14 protein-coding genes and 2 tRNA genes are annotated in these 15,846 nt (G+C 71.7%); all 16 read left to right on the top strand.

The genetic code is table 11. The features are described from left to right. The first annotated feature begins 10 nt into the window (after positions 1-10). The 16 genes from leuB to LRS07_RS15205 all read left to right on the top strand — a co-directional run bounded on the left by leuB (position 11) and on the right by LRS07_RS15205 (position 15,823). Positions 11-1,102, top strand: a complete 1,092-nt coding sequence (gene leuB / locus LRS07_RS15280) for a 3-isopropylmalate dehydrogenase (protein ID WP_260498845.1) — start codon at positions 11-13, stop codon at positions 1,100-1,102. An 88-nt stretch (positions 1,103-1,190) separates the two neighbouring features. Beyond that, positions 1,191-2,318: an aspartate-semialdehyde dehydrogenase gene (gene asd, locus LRS07_RS15275; RefSeq protein ID WP_260502131.1), complete on the top strand. Its 1,128-nt coding sequence runs from the start codon at positions 1,191-1,193 to the stop codon at positions 2,316-2,318. Positions 2,319-2,573: 255 nt separating this feature from the next. Further along, positions 2,574-4,166, top strand: a complete 1,593-nt coding sequence (locus tag LRS07_RS15270; RefSeq protein ID WP_260498844.1) for a type IV pilus assembly protein FimV — start codon at positions 2,574-2,576, stop codon at positions 4,164-4,166. Then, positions 4,051-5,214 carry a FimV/HubP family polar landmark protein gene (locus LRS07_RS15265; RefSeq protein WP_260498843.1) on the top strand — a complete coding sequence of 388 codons (1,164 nt, stop codon included), beginning with the start codon at positions 4,051-4,053 and terminating at the stop codon, positions 5,212-5,214. The genes LRS07_RS15270 and LRS07_RS15265 overlap by 116 nt, the downstream gene beginning before the upstream one ends. 73 nt (positions 5,215-5,287) lie before the next feature. Further along, positions 5,288-6,058: a tRNA pseudouridine(38-40) synthase TruA gene (gene truA, locus LRS07_RS15260; protein WP_260498842.1), complete on the top strand. Its 771-nt coding sequence runs from the start codon at positions 5,288-5,290 to the stop codon at positions 6,056-6,058. A 19-nt stretch (positions 6,059-6,077) separates the two neighbouring features. Continuing rightward, positions 6,078-6,728 (top strand): phosphoribosylanthranilate isomerase, encoded by a 651-nt coding sequence (locus LRS07_RS15255; RefSeq protein WP_260498841.1) that lies wholly within the window; start codon positions 6,078-6,080, stop codon positions 6,726-6,728. Between the two features lie 85 nt (positions 6,729-6,813). Continuing rightward, on the top strand, positions 6,814-8,085 hold the full coding sequence (gene trpB, locus LRS07_RS15250) for a tryptophan synthase subunit beta (protein ID WP_260498840.1): 1,272 nt from the start codon (positions 6,814-6,816) through the stop codon (positions 8,083-8,085). Continuing rightward, a complete protein-coding gene (trpA, locus tag LRS07_RS15245) occupies positions 8,082-8,930 on the top strand; it encodes a tryptophan synthase subunit alpha (RefSeq protein ID WP_260498839.1) in 849 nt (282 codons plus the stop codon). Before trpB ends, trpA begins: the two co-directional genes overlap by 4 nt. Then, positions 8,927-9,799 (top strand): acetyl-CoA carboxylase, carboxyltransferase subunit beta, encoded by an 873-nt coding sequence (gene accD, locus LRS07_RS15240; RefSeq protein WP_260498838.1) that lies wholly within the window; start codon positions 8,927-8,929, stop codon positions 9,797-9,799. The genes trpA and accD overlap by 4 nt, the downstream gene beginning before the upstream one ends. Then, entirely contained in the window at positions 9,796-11,115 is a 1,320-nt protein-coding gene (gene folC, locus LRS07_RS15235; RefSeq protein WP_260498837.1) for a bifunctional tetrahydrofolate synthase/dihydrofolate synthase, read from the top strand. The genes accD and folC overlap by 4 nt, the downstream gene beginning before the upstream one ends. Before the next feature lie 78 nt (positions 11,116-11,193). Continuing rightward, positions 11,194-11,967, top strand: a complete 774-nt coding sequence (locus LRS07_RS15230; protein ID WP_260498836.1) for an SPOR domain-containing protein — start codon at positions 11,194-11,196, stop codon at positions 11,965-11,967. 18 nt (positions 11,968-11,985) lie between these two features. Beyond that, complete coding sequence (locus LRS07_RS15225) at positions 11,986-12,495, top strand: CvpA family protein (RefSeq protein WP_260498835.1); 510 nt, start codon at positions 11,986-11,988, stop codon at positions 12,493-12,495. A 12-nt stretch (positions 12,496-12,507) separates the two neighbouring features. Beyond that, entirely contained in the window at positions 12,508-14,031 is a 1,524-nt protein-coding gene (gene purF / locus LRS07_RS15220) for an amidophosphoribosyltransferase (protein WP_260498834.1), read from the top strand. Between the two features lie 69 nt (positions 14,032-14,100). After that, positions 14,101-15,516, top strand: coding sequence for a glutamate--tRNA ligase (gltX, locus tag LRS07_RS15215; protein WP_260498833.1), 1,416 nt, complete (start codon positions 14,101-14,103; stop codon positions 15,514-15,516). 80 nt (positions 15,517-15,596) lie between these two features. Beyond that, positions 15,597-15,672 (top strand) — tRNA-Ala (locus LRS07_RS15210). Positions 15,673-15,747: 75 nt separating this feature from the next. Continuing rightward, positions 15,748-15,823 (top strand) — tRNA-Glu (locus LRS07_RS15205). Positions 15,824-15,846: the final 23 nt, after the last annotated feature.

Raw genomic sequence — 15,846 nt, 5'->3', positions numbered from 1 at the left:
CCCCCCTGCCATGAAGATCGCCATCCTGCCCGGTGACGGCATCGGTCCCGAGATCGTCGCCGAGGCCGTCAAGGTCCTGGAGGTGCTGGACCTGCCCTTCGAGATGGAGTCGGCCCCGGTCGGCGGCGCGGCCTACGAGGCGCACGGCCACCCGCTGCCCGAGTCGACGCTGAAGCTGGCCCAGGCGGCCGACGCGGTGCTGTTCGGTGCGGTCGGCGACTGGAAGTATGACAAGCTGGACCGGCCGCTGCGTCCGGAGCAGGCCATCCTGGGCCTGCGCAAGCACCTGGGCCTGTTCGCCAACTTCCGCCCGGCCATCTGCTACGAGCAGTTGACGCACGCCTCCAGCCTGAAGCCCGAACTGGTGGCCGGACTGGACATCCTCATCATCCGCGAGCTGACCGGCGACATCTACTTCGGCCAGCCGCGCGGCCGGCGCACCGCCGTCGACGGCCACTTCCCCGGCGCGGAAGAGGCCTTCGACACCATGCGCTACAGCCGCCCGGAGATCGAGCGCATCGCGCACGTCGCCTTCCAGGCCGCGCGCCGGCGCGGCAAGCGGGTGACCAGCGTCGACAAGGCCAACGTGCTGGAGACCTTCCAGTTCTGGAAGGACGTGGTCACCGAGGTGCACGCCGACTACCCGGACGTGCAGCTGGACCACCTGTACGTCGACAACGCCGCCATGCAGCTGGTCAAGGCGCCGAAGTCCTTCGACGTCATCGTCACCGGCAACATGTTCGGCGACATCCTGTCCGACGAGGCGGCCATGCTCACCGGCTCCATCGGCATGCTGCCGTCGGCGTCGCTGAACGCCAAGAACCAGGGCCTGTACGAGCCCAGCCACGGCAGTGCGCCCGACATCGCGGGCAAGGGAGTGGCCAACCCGCTGGCTACAATCCTGTCCGCTGCCATGATGCTTCGTTACTCACTCCAACAGCCTGAGGCGGCCGACCGGATCGAGTCGGCGGTCCAGTCGGTGCTGGCCGCCGGCCTGCGCACGGCCGACATCTGGAGCGACGGCACGACGAAGGTCGGCACCCGGGACATGGGCCAGGCCGTGGTGGCCGCGCTCACCGGCAAAACGATCACCAAGGGCTGACAAGCTCCGGATCGCTTCGCCCTGTCCTGGACCCCGGCGAACCGAGCCGGAGGCGACAGGGGTCCAGGGCACTGGAAAGGCGATGGAAATGGCACTCGTAGGATTGGTCGGCTGGCGCGGCATGGTCGGCTCCGTGCTCATGGAGCGCATGCAGGCCGAGGGCGACTTCGCGCTCATCGAGCCGGTCTTCTTCAGCACCAGCAACGCCGGCGGCGCGGCCCCGGCCCAGGCGAAGAACGAGACCAAGCTGCAGGACGCGCACGACATCGAGGCGCTCAAGCGCTGCGACATCGTGCTCACCGCCCAGGGCGGCGACTACACCAGCGAGGTGTTCCCCAAGCTGCGCGCCGCCGGCTGGAAGGGCCACTGGATCGACGCCGCCTCCACGCTTCGCATGAAGGACGACGCCGTCATCGTGCTCGACCCGGTGAACCTGCCGGTGATCCAGGACGCCCTGGCCAAGGGCGGGCGCAACTGGATCGGCGGCAACTGCACGGTCAGCTGCATGCTGATGGGCGTGGGCGCGCTCTACAAGGCCGGCCTGGTCGAGTGGATGAGCACGCAGACCTACCAGGCGGCCTCCGGGGGCGGCGCGCAGCACATGCGCGAACTGCTGACCCAGTACGGCACGCTCAACGCCGAGGTCCGTTCGCTGCTCGACGACCCGAAGAGCGCCATCCTGGAGATCGACCGCCGCATCGTCGAGAAGCAGCGCGCGCTGACCCCCGCGGAGACGGCCAACTTCGGTGTGCCGCTGGGCGGCTCGCTCATCCCCTGGATCGACAAGGACCTGGGCAACGGGATGAGCAAGGAAGAGTGGAAGGGCATGGCCGAGACCAACAAGATCCTCGGCCAGGGCGAGGGCTTCGGCAGCCCGGCGGTGCCGGTGGACGGCTTCTGCGTGCGCATCGGCGCCATGCGCTGCCACAGCCAGGCCCTGACCTTCAAGCTGAAGAAGGACGTGCCGCTGGCGGACCTCGAATCGATGATCGCGGCCGACAACGCCTGGGTGAAGGTGGTGCCCAACACCCGCGAGGCGACCGTCCGCGACCTGACCCCGGTGGCGGTCACCGGCACGCTGACGATCCCCGTCGGCCGGCTGCGCAAGATGGCGATGGGGCCGGAGTACCTCGGCGCCTTCACCATCGGCGATCAGTTGCTGTGGGGCGCGGCGGAGCCGCTGCGCAGGATGTTAAGAATCGTGTTGGAAGCCTGAAGCGGGCGGGCTGGGCGCCGATAACGCGGGGAGGTGACGGTGCTCGTTGCCTCCCCGCAACGCTTCCGGCTGCCCGGCGAACCCCTGGGGATGCCGGGTGGCGAACATCAGAGATCGGATGAGCTTGGCAGCCTATATCCTTGCGGCTAATGTGAATTCCGCCACAGTGGGCCGTCCGTGGAGCGGCCCGCAGACCAACGAAGCCGGCCGCGATCCCCTCTGGGCGACGGCCGCCGAAGACCTCTGGGAGTCGCCTTGAACACCAACTCCAAACCGGCTGGCCGGTTCGCCCTGTCCGCCGTCGCGGCCGCCGCCCTGTGGCTCGGTGCTTCCGGCGCCTGGGCCCTGGGGCTCGGCCGGCTGGCGGTGCAGTCGTCGCTGGGCGAGACGCTCAAGGCCGAGATCGACGTCACCAGCATCACCGCGGAAGAAGCGGGCAGCCTGCGCGTTCGCGTGGCCCCGCCGGACGCCTACCGCGCCGCCGGCGTGGACTACAACGCCGTGCTCGGCAGCACCCAGGTCAGCCTGGTGCGGCGGCCCGACGGCCGCCAGGTGCTGCGCCTGTCCAGCGACCGGGCGGTGCAGGAGCCCTTCGTCGACGTCATCCTCGAGGCCACCTGGTCCTCCGGCCGGCTGGTGCGCGAGTACACGCTGCTGTTCGACCCGCCCAGCGCGGCGCGCGCACCCGTGCCGGCCCCGCTGCCGCCCGTGGCCGGGCCGGCGCCCCAGGCCGCGCCGGCGCCGCTGCCGGCACCCGCCCCTGCTCCTGTTCCTGCGCCTGCACCGCGCGTGGCCGCCGCCCCCAGCGCGCCGCCCGCCCCGGTGGCTGAGCGTCGCCCCTCGCCGCCGCCTGCGTCCGCGCCGGCGCCCGCTGCGGCGCCGGCCCCTGCACCGACGGCGGCCGCACCCGCCGTGCGCCCGCCCGAAGCCGGGGCCGACGAATACCGGGTGCGCCAGGGCGACACCCTGTTCCGCATCGCCGGCCGGCTGCAGCGACCGGGCGTGTCGCTGGACCAGATGCTGGTCTCGCTCTACCGCAGCAACCCGCAGGCATTCGCCGGCAACAACATGAACCGGCTGCGCGCCGGCGTCGTGCTGTCGGTGCCCGGCAGCGAGGCGGCGGAGGCGGTGTCGCCTGCCGAAGCCCGCAGCCTCATCCAGGCCCAGAGCGCCGACTTCAACGCCTACCGCCAGCGCCTGGCGGGCCTGGCCGGCAGCGCGCCGGCGGCCGAGCCGGGCCGCCAGGCCGGTGGCCGCGTCGAGGCGCAGGTCGAGGACCGCAAGCAGCCCGCCCAGACCCCGCCCGACAAGCTGACGCTGTCGCAGGGCGCGCTCAAGGGAGGCGCCGCCGGCATCGGAGGCCCAGGTCTCCAAGGAGACCGAACGCAAGGCCGCCGAGACCCGGGTCGCCGAACTGTCGCGCAACGTCGAGGAACTGCGCCGCCTGTCGGGCGAGACCGGCCGGGCGAGTGCACCCGCCGGCGCGCCGCCGGCGCCTGCGGCCACGGCGACCTCGCCGGCGCCGGCACCTGCGGTGGTGGCGCAGGCGCCGACCCCCGCCCCGACGCCGACCCCCGCGCCCGCCGCCGCATCGGCCGCGCCGCCTGCGTCCGCGCCGGTGGTGGCCGCCGCACCGCCCGCCGCGTCGGCCGCGCCGGCCGCTCAAGTCCCCGCGTCGGCGCCTGCCGTCGCCGCGGCATCGGCGCCCGCGCGTCCGGCACCTCAGCCCGTGGTGGAGGAGGAGAGCCTGCTCGACAACCCGCTGCTGCTGCCCGCGGCCGTGGCGGCGGTGGCGCTGCTCGGCGGCCTGGCGCTGTACCGCCGCCGCAAGAGCGCCGGCGCCGGTAGCGAGACCTCCTTCCTGGAAAGCCGCCTGCAGCCGGACTCTTTCTTCGGCGCCAGCGGCGGCCAGCGGGTCGACACCCGCGACGCCTCGGGCGCGTCGTCGTCGATGAGCTACTCGCTGAGCCAGCTCGACGCCATCGGCGACGTCGATCCGGTGGCCGAGGCCGACGTCTACCTCGCCTATGGCCGCGACCTGCAGGCCGAGGAGATCCTCAAGGAGGCGATGCGCAGCAACCCCGACCGGCTGGCCATCCGCTCCAAGCTGCTCGAGGTCTACGCCAAGCGCCGCGACACCAAGGGCTTCGAGCTGCTGGCCACCCAGTTCTACGCGCTGACCCACGGCAGCGGCGAGGACTGGGACAAGGCGCAGGAGATGGGCCGCCAGATCGATCCCGAGAACCCGCTGTACCAGCCGGGTGGTCACCCGTCGGGTACCGCGAGCGCCGAGGAGCCGCCGGTGGAGGTGCTCTCCGCCAGCACGCTGCCACAGTCGGTGCTGCCCGCGGCCTCGCTGCTGCAGCCGTCGCGGCATGACGAGGCGCCCGACGACCGCGACCCCGGCCCGTCGGTGACCGACGTGGACCTCAGCCTGGACCTCGACATGGACGGGGCGGCCGACTCGGTGGCGCCGCCCGCGTCGGCCCCGTCGAGTCGCTTCGACCTCGACGCCGGGCTCGACTTCGAGGTGCCCCCGGCACCCGCGCCCTTCGAGGCGCCGGCGGCGGCGCCCGCAGCCGCGTCGGCGCCCGCGCCGATGGACTTCGACCTCGACTCGCTGTCGCTCGACCTCGACGAGCCGGCGGAGGGGTCCACCGTCCAGGTGCAGACCGACGCGCCCTCGGTAGCCGACCTCGACCTGCCGCTCGACGACGGTGCCGCCGCGCCCGCGGGCGAGGACGGCGACCCGCTGCAGCGCAAACTGGAGCTGGCCGAGGAGTTCCGCCAGATCGGCGACGTCGAAGGTGCCCGCGACCTGCTGCAGGAAGTGGTCGCCAAGGCCGACGGCAGCCTGAAGGCCCGTGCCGAGGCGCTGCTCCACGACCTTGCCTGAACAGGCGCCGACCGTCGGCACGTCATCGGTTGCGCCCGACACGGCCCGAGAGGGCGGTGTCGGGCGCATCGCCTTGGGCGTCGGCTACCGCGGCGAGCGCTACCACGGCTGGCAGAGCCAGCCCGACGGCCGCACGGTGCAGGACCGCCTGGAGGCGGCGCTGGCCGCCTTCGCCGACGCACCGGTGACCACGGTCTGTGCCGGCCGCACCGACGCCGGTGTGCACGGCCTGAACCAGGTGGTGCACTTCGACGCGCCGGTGGCCCGCGATCCCTTCTCCTGGGTGCGCGGCACCAACCGCTACCTGCCGCCGGACATCGCGGTGCAGTGGTGCCGGACGGTGGACCGCCGCTTTCACGCCCGCAACAGCGCACGCGGCCGGCGCTACCGCTTCCTGGTGCTGGAGTCGCCGGTGCGGCCGGCGCTCGAGGCCGGCGCCTGCGGCTGGGTCTTCCGGCCGCTGGACGGCGAGGCGATGCGGCAGGCGGCCGCGCTGCTCATCGGCGAACACGACTTCACCAGCTTCCGAGCCGCCGCCTGCCAGGCCTCGACGCCGGTCAAGCACCTGCGGGCCATCGACATCCAGCGCCGCGGCGCCTACTGGCGCTTCGACTTCGACGCCAGCGCCTTCCTGCACCACATGGTGCGCAACATCCTCGGCTGCCTGGTCGCGGTGGGCAGCGGCCACCGGCCGCCGGGCTGGATGGGCGAGGTGCTGGCCGCCCGCGACCGCGCCGCCGCCGCGCCCACCTTCGGCCCCGACGGGCTGTACTTCGTCGGCCCGTACTACGATGCCGTCCACGGCCTGCCGGAACACGTGCCGGCGCTGGACTGGCTGCCTTGACGACCCGACCCCCACCTCCATGATCCCGGCCCGCACCCGCATCAAGATCTGCGGCCTGACCCGCGAGCAGGACGTGGCCGCCGCCGCCGAGGCCGGCGCCGACGCGGTCGGCTTCGTGCTCTACGCGAAAAGCCCGCGGGCGGTGACGCTCGAACGCGCCGCGGCCCTGGCCCGCGGCCTGCCGCCCTACGTCACGCCGGTGTGCCTGCTCGTCAACGCCACGGAGGAAGCGGCGAGGGCGGTGGGCGAGGCGCTGCCGCAAGCGGTCCTGCAGTTCCATGGCGACGAGACGCCCGAGCAGTGCCGCGCCGCCGGCCGGCCCTACCTGCGGGCGGTGCGCATGGCCGAAGGGGTCGATTTGTTAGACTTCGCGGCCCGCTTCACCGATGCCCAGGGCCTGTTGCTCGACGCCTTCGTCGACGGCTACGGCGGTGGCGGAAAGGTCTTCGATTGGTCGCTCATCCCGCCCCACGTGCCCCTTCCGGTCGTTTTGTCTGGTGGGTTGAGTCCTGCAAACGTGACCGATGGGGTGCTGCGCCTGCGCCCGTCGGCGGTTGACGTCAGTTCCGGCGTCGAAGCCGGCAAGGGCGTCAAGGACGCCGGGCTGATCCGCCGCTTCTGCGAGGCGGTGCGCGAGGCCGACGCCCGCATCAACGACGCCGGCGCCTGAGGCCGGCGGGCCCGGCGTCCTGGGCCGCCTCCCCATCACGACCTTCGCCTTGCGCCACGGTGCAAGGCGTTCACCGGACACCTCCATGCTGAACTACCAGCAACCCGACGCCCGCGGCCATTTCGGCCCCTACGGCGGCAGCTTCGTCGCCGAGACCCTAGTCCATGCGCTCGACGAACTGAAGGCCGCCTACGAGCACTGCCGCACCGACGCCGCCTTCCAGGCCGAGTTCCGCCACGAGCTGGCGCACTTCGTCGGCCGACCCAGCCCGGTCTACCACGCGGCGCGCCTGAGCCGCGAGATCGGCGGCGCGCAGATCCACCTCAAGCGCGAGGACCTGAACCACACCGGCGCGCACAAGGTGAACAACACCATCGGCCAGGCGCTGCTGGCCCGACGCATGGGCAAGCCGCGCGTCATCGCCGAGACCGGCGCCGGCCAGCACGGCGTGGCCACCGCCACCATCTGCGCCCGCTACGGCATGGAGTGCGTGGTCTACATGGGCAGCGAGGACGTCAAGCGTCAGAGCCCCAACGTCTACCGCATGCACCTGCTGGGCGCGACCGTGGTGCCGGTGGACTCGGGCAGCCGCACGCTCAAGGACGCGCTCAACGAGGCCCTGCGCGACTGGGTGACCAACGTCGAGAACACCTTCTACATCATCGGCACGGTGGCCGGCCCGGCGCCTTACCCGGCGATGGTGCGCGACTTCCAGAGCGTCATCGGCGAGGAGTGCCTGACGCAGATGCCTGCGCAGATCGGCCGCCAGCCCGATGCGGTGATCGCCTGCGTCGGCGGCGGCAGCAACGCCATGGGCATCTTCTACCCGTACATCGGGCACGAGACGGTGCGCCTGATCGGCGTGGAGGCGGCCGGCGAGGGGCTGGACAGCGGCAAGCACGCCGCCTCGCTGTCGGCCGGCTCGCCCGGCGTGCTGCACGGCAACCGCACCTACCTGCTGCAGGACGACAACGGCCAGATCACCGAGACCCACTCGATCTCCGCCGGCCTGGACTACCCCGGCGTCGGGCCCGAGCACGCCTACCTGAAGGACATCGGCCGCGCCGAGTACGTCGGCATCACCGACGCCGAGGCGCTGTCGGCCTTCCACCGGCTGTGCCGCACCGAGGGCATCATCCCGGCGCTCGAGTCCAGCCATGCGGTGGCCTACGCCATGAAGCTGGCGGCCACGATGAAGGCCGACCAGCACCTGCTGGTCAACCTGTCCGGGCGGGGCGACAAGGACATCGGCACCGTCGCCGACCTCTCCGGCGCCGAGTTCTTCTGCCGGCCGTCGTGCCGGGGGCAGGGGGTCAAGGGCGGCCCGACCATCGCGCTGCCGGGAGGCGCACGATGAGCCGCATCGCCACGCGTTTCGCCGCCCTCAAGGCCGAAGGCCGCACGGCGCTCATCCCCTACATCACCGCCGGCGACCCGCACGCCGACTCGACCACCGACATCATGCTGGCGCTGGCACGCGCCGGCGCCGATGTGATCGAACTCGGCGTTCCCTTCTCCGACCCCATGGCCGACGGCCCGGTCATCCAGAAGGCCAGCGAGCGCGCGCTGGCGCGCGGCATCGGCCTGCCGCAGGTGCTGGCCGCCGTGCGCGCCTTCCGCGAGCGGGACGCGCAGACGCCCGTGGTGCTGATGGGCTACGCCAACCCGGTCGAGCGCTACGACCAGCGCCGGGGCGAAGGCCGCTTCATCGCCGACGCCAAGGCGGCGGGCGTCGACGGCGTGCTGGTCGTCGACTACCCGCCGGAGGAATGCGAGGCGTTCGCCGCCGCGGCCCGGGCGGCCGACCTCGACCCGATCTTCCTGCTCGCGCCGACCTCGACCGAGCAGCGCATGAAGGACGTCGGCCGCATCGCCAGCGGTTACGTCTACTACGTCTCTCTCAAGGGCGTGACCGGTGCCGGGCACCTCGACACCGCGGCGGTGGCGTCCGCGGTGCCGCGCATCCGGGCGCACGTCGGCGTGCCGGTCGGCGTGGGGTTCGGCATCCGCGACGCCGCGACCGCCTGCGCCGTCGCCCGGTCGGCCGACGCGGTGGTCATCGGCTCGGCCCTGGTGCAGAAGCTGGAAAGCCAGACGCGCGACAATGTCGCGTCCGCCGCCGGCCGTTTCCTCGCCGAGATCCGCGCCGCGCTGGACGCGCAGACCGCCTCGATTCGATCGACAGGAGCAACCCCCGCATGAGCTGGCTCGAGAAACTGCTGCCGCCCAAGATCCAGCCCACCGACCCGGCCGAGCGCCGGTCGGTGCCGGAAGGCCTGTGGGTCAAGTGCCCGGCGTGCGAGACGGTGCTCTACCGCAACGACCTGGAGCAGAACCTCAACGTCTGCCCCAAGTGCTCGCACCACCACCGCATCGGCGCGCGGGCGCGGCTCAACGCCTTCCTCGACGCCGAGGGCCGCTACGAGATCGGCCAGGAGGTGCTGCCGGTCGACGCGCTGAAGTTCAAGGACAGCAAGCGCTACCCCGACCGGCTGAAGGACGCCCTGGAATCCACCGGCGAGACCGACGCGCTGGTGGTGCTCGGCGGCGCGGTGATGAGCATCCCGCTGGTGGCCGCCTGCTTCGAGTTCGACTTCATGGGCGGCTCGATGGGCTCGGTGGTCGGCGAGCGCTTCGTGCGCGGCGTCGAGACCGCGGTCGAGCAGAAGGTGCCCTTCATCTCCTTCACCGCCACCGGCGGCGCCCGCATGCAGGAGGGCCTGCTCAGCCTGCTGCAGATGGCCAAGTGCAACGCCGCGCTGACGCGGCTGGCCAAGGCGAAGCTGCCCTACATCAGCGTGTTGACCGACCCGACGATGGGCGGCGTGTCGGCCAGCTTCGCCTTCGTCGGCGACGTGGTCATCGCCGAGCCCAAGGCGCTGATCGGCTTCGCCGGCCCGCGGGTGATCGAGAACACCGTGCGCGAGAAGCTGCCGGAGGGCTTCCAGCGCGCCGAGTTCCTCATGCAGAAGGGCGCGCTCGACATGATCGTCGACCGGCGCGAGCTGCGGCGCACCGTCGCGCTGCAGCTGGCCATGCTGCAGCGGCAAAGCGCCGACGCGGTCGCTTGAGCACGCTGCCCTCCACGCTGGACGACTGGCTCGCCCACTGCGAGCGGCTGCACCCCAAGACCATCGACATGACGCTGGACCGGGTGGTCGCCGTGCGCGACCGCCTGGGATTGCGCTTCGACGTGCCGGTGATCAGCGTCGGCGGCACCAACGGCAAAGGCTCCACCTGCGCGCTGATCGAGTCGATCGGCCTGCAGGCCGGCTACCGCGTGGGGCTGTACAGCAAGCCGCACCTGGTCCGCTTCGAGGAGCGCTGCCGCCTCAACGGCGCGATGGTCGCCACCGACGACCTGCTGCCGCACTTCGCGGCGGTGGAGGCGGCGCGCGGCGACACCACGCTCACCTGGTTCGAGTTCACGACGCTGGCCATCATGCGCTGCCTGTCGCAGGCCGAACTCGACCTGGTGGTGCTCGAGGTCGGCATGGGCGGCCGGCTGGACGCGGTGAACGCGGTGGACGCCGACTGCGCAGTGGTCACCGGCATCGCGCTCGACCACACCGAGTACCTCGGCCCCGACCGCGAGGCCATCGGCCGCGAGAAGGCCGGCATCTTCCGCACCGGCCGGCCGGCGGTGGTCGGTGACCCGCAGCCGCCGCAGTCGCTGCTCGACCATGCGCGCGAGATCGGCGCCGACCTGCGGCTGCAGGGCCGGGACTTCCGCTTCTTCGGCGACCGCCAGCAGTGGAGCTGGATCGGCCGTGGGCGCCGCTACAACAGCCTGGCCTACCCGGCGCTGCGGGGCGCCAACCAGCTGCTCAACGCCAGCGCCGCGCTGGCCGCCTTCGAGGCGCTGCAGGACCGCCTGCCGCTGACCGCCCAGGGCGTGCGCAACGGCCTGGCCTTCGTCGACCTGCCCGGACGCTTCCAGATCGTGCCCGGCCAGCCGACGCTCGTGCTCGACGTGGCGCACAACCCCCAGGCCGTGGCGGCGCTGGCGCTCAACCTCGACCAGATGGGCTTCTTCCCGCGCACCCATGCGGTGTTCGGCGCCATGCAGGACAAGGACCTGGCCGGGGTGCTGCAGCCGTTGCTGCCGCTGGTCGACGCCTGGTACACCTGCGACCTGCCGACGCCGCGGGCCGCCACCGCGGACGACCTGGCCCGGCACCTGGCCGACGCCGCCGGTCGTCCGGTGTCCGCGCAGCCCTTCTCGGACCCCCGCGCGGCCCTGGAGAGCGCCCTGGTCGCGGCCGACCCGGCTGATAGAATTTTGGTCTTCGGTTCCTTCTACACGGTGGGCGGCGTGCTGCGCGACGGTCTGCCGGTCCGGCCCGGTCCGCACCTCGCAGCGCCCGGTGCCGGTCCCGCGGCCTGAGGCACGGCCCCCCACTGCCTCAACCCGCCCTCCACGGCCGCACCAGGCCGTCCATTTCCTCCCCTGCGGCCACGCACCATGGGTCTTTTGTCCCGCTTCACACGCCAGGGCGATCGCGCCGCGACGACCGATGCCGCCCCGCCGGCCAGTGCCGACGCGGTGCAGCAGGCGAGGGTGAAGGCCCGCCGGCGGTTGATCGGCGCGGTGGTGCTGCTGGCCATCGGCGTCATCGGCTTCCCGCTGCTGTTCGAGACCCAGCCGCGGCCCATCCCGGTGGACGTCGTGATGGAGCTGCCGCGGCGCGAGGGCGCGGCCCCGTTGCCGCTGCCGGCGGCCCGTCCGCCCGCCGCCGCACCGGCCCGCCAGCCGGACGAGATCGTCGAGAAGGCCGCGGACCAGGGGCGGGAGCTGCCAGCGCCGACTACGCCCCGTGCGGCGACCCCGGAGACCGCGCCGAAGGCCGCTGCCGAGCCGCCGCGACCCAGACCCGATGCGGCCAAGACGCCGGAGAAGCGGCTGGCCGACGACGCCGCGCGCGCCCGGGCACTGCTCGAAGGCCAGTCGTCGGACAAGGCCACGACAGTGGCCGCCGCTGCCAACGAATCGAAGCCCGCCGAGAAGGCCGAGCGCTTCATCGTGCAGGTGGGCGCGTTCGCCGACGCCGGCGCGGTGCGCGAGGCGCGGGCCAAGGTCGAGAAGCTGGGCCTGAAGACCTACACCCAGGCGGTGGAGACCGAAGGCGGGCAGCGCGTGCGGGTGCGGGTGGGGCCGTTCGGCTCCCGCGACGAGGCCGACAAGGCCGCCGCCCGCTTGAAGACGGCCGGCCTGCCGGCGGCCATCCTCGCGCTTTGACCGCCGCACCGCCTCCGCATGCCCGCGCTCGGCTGGATCGACTGGGCCCTGCTGTCGGTGCTGCTGCTGTCGGTGCTGGTCGGTCTGTGGCGCGGGCTGGTCTTCGAGCTGCTGTCGCTGGTGGGCTGGCTGGTGGCGTGGTTCGGCGCGCAGTGGCTGCAGTCGGACGTGGCGGCGTGGCTGCCCTTCGGCACGCCGGGCGGCGCGATCAACCGGACGGCCGCCTTCGTCGTCGCCTTCGTCGGCCTGCTCGTCGCCTGGTCGCTGCTGTCCCGGCTGGTGCGGCTGTTGGTCGCCGCCTCGCCGCTGAGCGCGGTCGATCGCACGCTGGGGGCGGGGTTCGGACTGCTGCGCGGGCTGGTGGTGCTGCTGGTGCTGGCCACGGCCATCACCTTGACGCCGGCCCGTGCGTCCCCAAGTTGGCAGGCATCGCACGGCGCGATGTGGCTCAATCGGGTGCTCGACGACCTGGCGCCGGTGCTGCCGGCCTGGGCTCGACAACGGCCGGCGCATGCGGCCCAGCAATGAGGTGAAGACGCCATGTGCGGCATCGTCGGTGTGATTTCCAAGTCGCCGGTCAACCAGCTCATCTACGACGCGCTGCTGCTGCTGCAGCACCGCGGGCAGGATGCGGCGGGCATGGTCACCATGCAGGGCAGCAAGTGCTTCATGCACAAGGCCCGCGGCATGGTGCGAGACGTCTTCCGCACCCGCAACATGCGGGCGCTGCCGGGCAACGTCGGCCTGGGGCAGGTGCGCTACCCCACCGCGGGCAACGCCTACAGCGAGGAAGAGGCGCAGCCGTTCTACGTCAACGCGCCCTTCGGCATCGTGCTGGTCCACAACGGCAACCTGACCAACGCCCATGCGCTGAAGGCCGAGCTGTTCGACATCGACCGCCGCCACATCAACACCGAAAGCGACACCGAGGTGCTGCTCAACGTGCTGGCGCACGAGTTGGAGAAGGCCGGCAGCCATCAGGCGCTGACGCCCGAGGCCGTGTTCACCGCCGTGCGCAGCGTGCACCGGCGCATCCGCGGTTCCTACGCGGTGATCGCGCTGATCGCCGGCCACGGCCTGCTGGCCTTCCGCGATCCCTACGGCATCCGGCCGCTGGTGATGGGGGAGGCGGTGACCGACGAGGGCCGCGAGGTGATGCTGGCCAGCGAAAGCGTCGCGCTCGAAGGCACCGGCCACACCGTGCTGCGCGACGTCGCCCCCGGCGAGGCGGTGTTCATCGACGAGCAGGGCCGGCTGCACGCCCAGCAGTGCGCCGAGGCGCCCACGCTGCAGCCCTGCATGTTCGAGTTCGTCTACCTGGCCCGGCCGGATTCGGTGATGGACGGGGTGTCGGTCTACCAGGCGCGGCTGAACATGGGCGAGACGCTGGCACAGCGGGTGATCTCGACCATGCCGCCGTCGGAGATCGACGTCGTCATCCCGATCCCGGAGTCGAGCCGGCCGTCGGCCATGCAGCTGGCGCAGAAGATCGGCAAGCCGTACCGCGAGGGCTTCGTCAAGAACCGCTACGTCGGCCGCACCTTCATCATGCCGGGGCAGGCGGTGCGCAAGAAGAGCGTGCGGCAGAAGCTCAACGCCATCGTGCAGGAGTTCAAGGGCCGCAACGTGCTGCTGGTCGACGACTCCATCGTGCGCGGCACCACCAGCAAGGAGATCGTGCAGATGGCCCGCGAGGCCGGCGCGCGCAAGGTCTACCTGGCCTCGGCCGCGCCGCCGGTGCGCTTTCCCAACGTCTACGGCATCGACATGCCGACCAAGGACGAACTGATCGCCCATGGCCGCAGCATCGAGGAGATCCGGCAGTTCGTCGGCGCCGATGCGCTGATCTACCAGGACGTCGAGGCGATGAAGCGGGTGGTCCGGCAGATCAACCCGCGGCTGCAGGGCTTCGAAGCCTCCTGCTTCGACGGCTGCTACGTCACCGGCGACGTCAGCGCCGAGGACTTCAAGGCCATCGAGGCGCAGCGTCTGTCGCAGCCCGACGAGGAGGAGGGCGTCGGCCGCACCCGGCTCGCCCTGCAGAGCGCGGCCGAACAGGCCTGAGCATTCCCGTGCGGCGCGGCATCGCGCCGCGCGCTTTTCACGAGGCCGCACCAGGCCGCACGAGGCACCATGACCACCGTCCGCACCCGGTTCGCGCCCAGCCCGACCGGCTTCATCCACCTGGGCAACATCCGCTCGGCGCTCTACCCCTGGGCCTACGCCCGGGCGAAGCAGGGCGTCTTCATCCTGCGCATCGAGGACACCGACGAGGAGCGGTCCACCCAGGCGGCGGTGGACGTCATCCTGGACGGCATGCGCTGGCTGGGCCTCGACCCCGACGAGGGGCCCTACTACCAGATGCAGCGCATGGACCGCTACCGCGCCGTGCTGCGGGAGATGCTGGACCGCGGACTGGCCTACTGGTGCTACATGACCCCCGCCGAGCTCGACGCGCTGCGCGAGCGGCAGATGGCGGCCAAGCAGAAGCCTCGTTATGACGGCACCTGGCGGCCAGAGCCCGGCAAGACGCTGCCGCCGGTGCCGGAGGGCGTGCGGCCGGTGCTGCGCTTCAAGAGCCCGCAGACCGGCACCGTGGGCTGGGACGACAAGGTCAAGGGCCGCATCGAGTTCAGCAACGAGGAACTCGACGACCTGGTCATCGCCCGCGCCGCGCCCGAGGGCTCGGCCGACGGCATCGGCACGCCCACCTACAACTTCTGCGTGGTCGTCGACGACATCGACATGGCGATCAGCCATGTCATCCGCGGCGACGACCACGTCAACAACACGCCGCGGCAGATCCACATCTTTCGCGCCCTCGGTCAGGAGCCGCCGGTCTACGCGCACCTGCCGACCGTGCTCAACGAGCACGGCGAGAAGATGAGCAAGCGCAACGGCGCCAAGCCGGTGACGCAGTACCGCGACGAGGGGTTCCTGCCCGAGGCGATGGTGAACTACCTCGCACGGCTGGGCTGGAGCCACGGTGACGCCGAGATCTTCAGCCGCGAGCAGTTCCTGCAGTGGTTCGACCTCGACCACCTGGGCAAGAGCGCTGCGCAGTTCGACGAGGCCAAGCTGCGCTGGGTCAACGCCCAGCACCTGAAGGCGGCCGACGACGGACGGCTGGCGCTGCTGGTCGGCGAGCAACTGCGTGGCCGCGGCTTGCCGGTGCCGGACGACGCGCGCCTGCAGGCCATGTGCGCGCTGTTCAAGGACCGCTGCGCCACCACCGTCGAGCTGGCGGACTGGCTGGTGATGTACGTGCAGACGCCCACCGCGGCGCGGTCATCGGACGAGCAGGCCAAGGTCGAGGCGGCGCGCCCGGCGCTTCAGGACCTGACGGCGCGGTTGCGCACCGCCGAGTGGACCCGCGAAGCGATCCAGCAGTGCCTGAAGGACAGCGTCGCCGCCACCGGGCTGAAGCTGCCGCAGCTGGCGATTCCGGTGCGGCTGCTGGTGTGCGGCCGGTCGCAAACGCCGTCCATCGACGCCGTACTGTCGCTGTTCGACCGCGAAACGGTCCTCGCTCGGTTGCAGGAGGCGTGATCGCGTTGTATAGTCATGGACTCGCTTGAACGGCGGCGCCCGAGTCGAAGAACAAGGTTCCAAGACCAAGTTTCGAAGACGGGGGTATAGCTCAGCTGGGAGAGCGCTTGCATGGCATGCAAGAGGTCAGCGGTTCGATCCCGCTTACCTCCACCAATACCACGTGGCACGACCAACAAGGTGCGACCAAGCGGTACAGGCCGGCGGCGCCGTTCAGGAATTAAGGATGAAGTCCCCTTCGTCTAGAGGCCTAGGACACGACCCTTTCACGGTTGTAACAGGGGTTCGAATCCCCTAGGGGACGCCAAGTTGGCTGCACTGGCGGACGAA

This window comes from Aquabacterium sp. J223 (assembly GCF_024666615.1).
In the GTDB taxonomy this organism is placed as follows: Bacteria; Pseudomonadota; Gammaproteobacteria; order Burkholderiales; family Burkholderiaceae_C; genus J223.
Note: the sequence above shows the minus strand (reverse complement) of the source record. Positions and strands in the feature narration are given on the sequence as shown.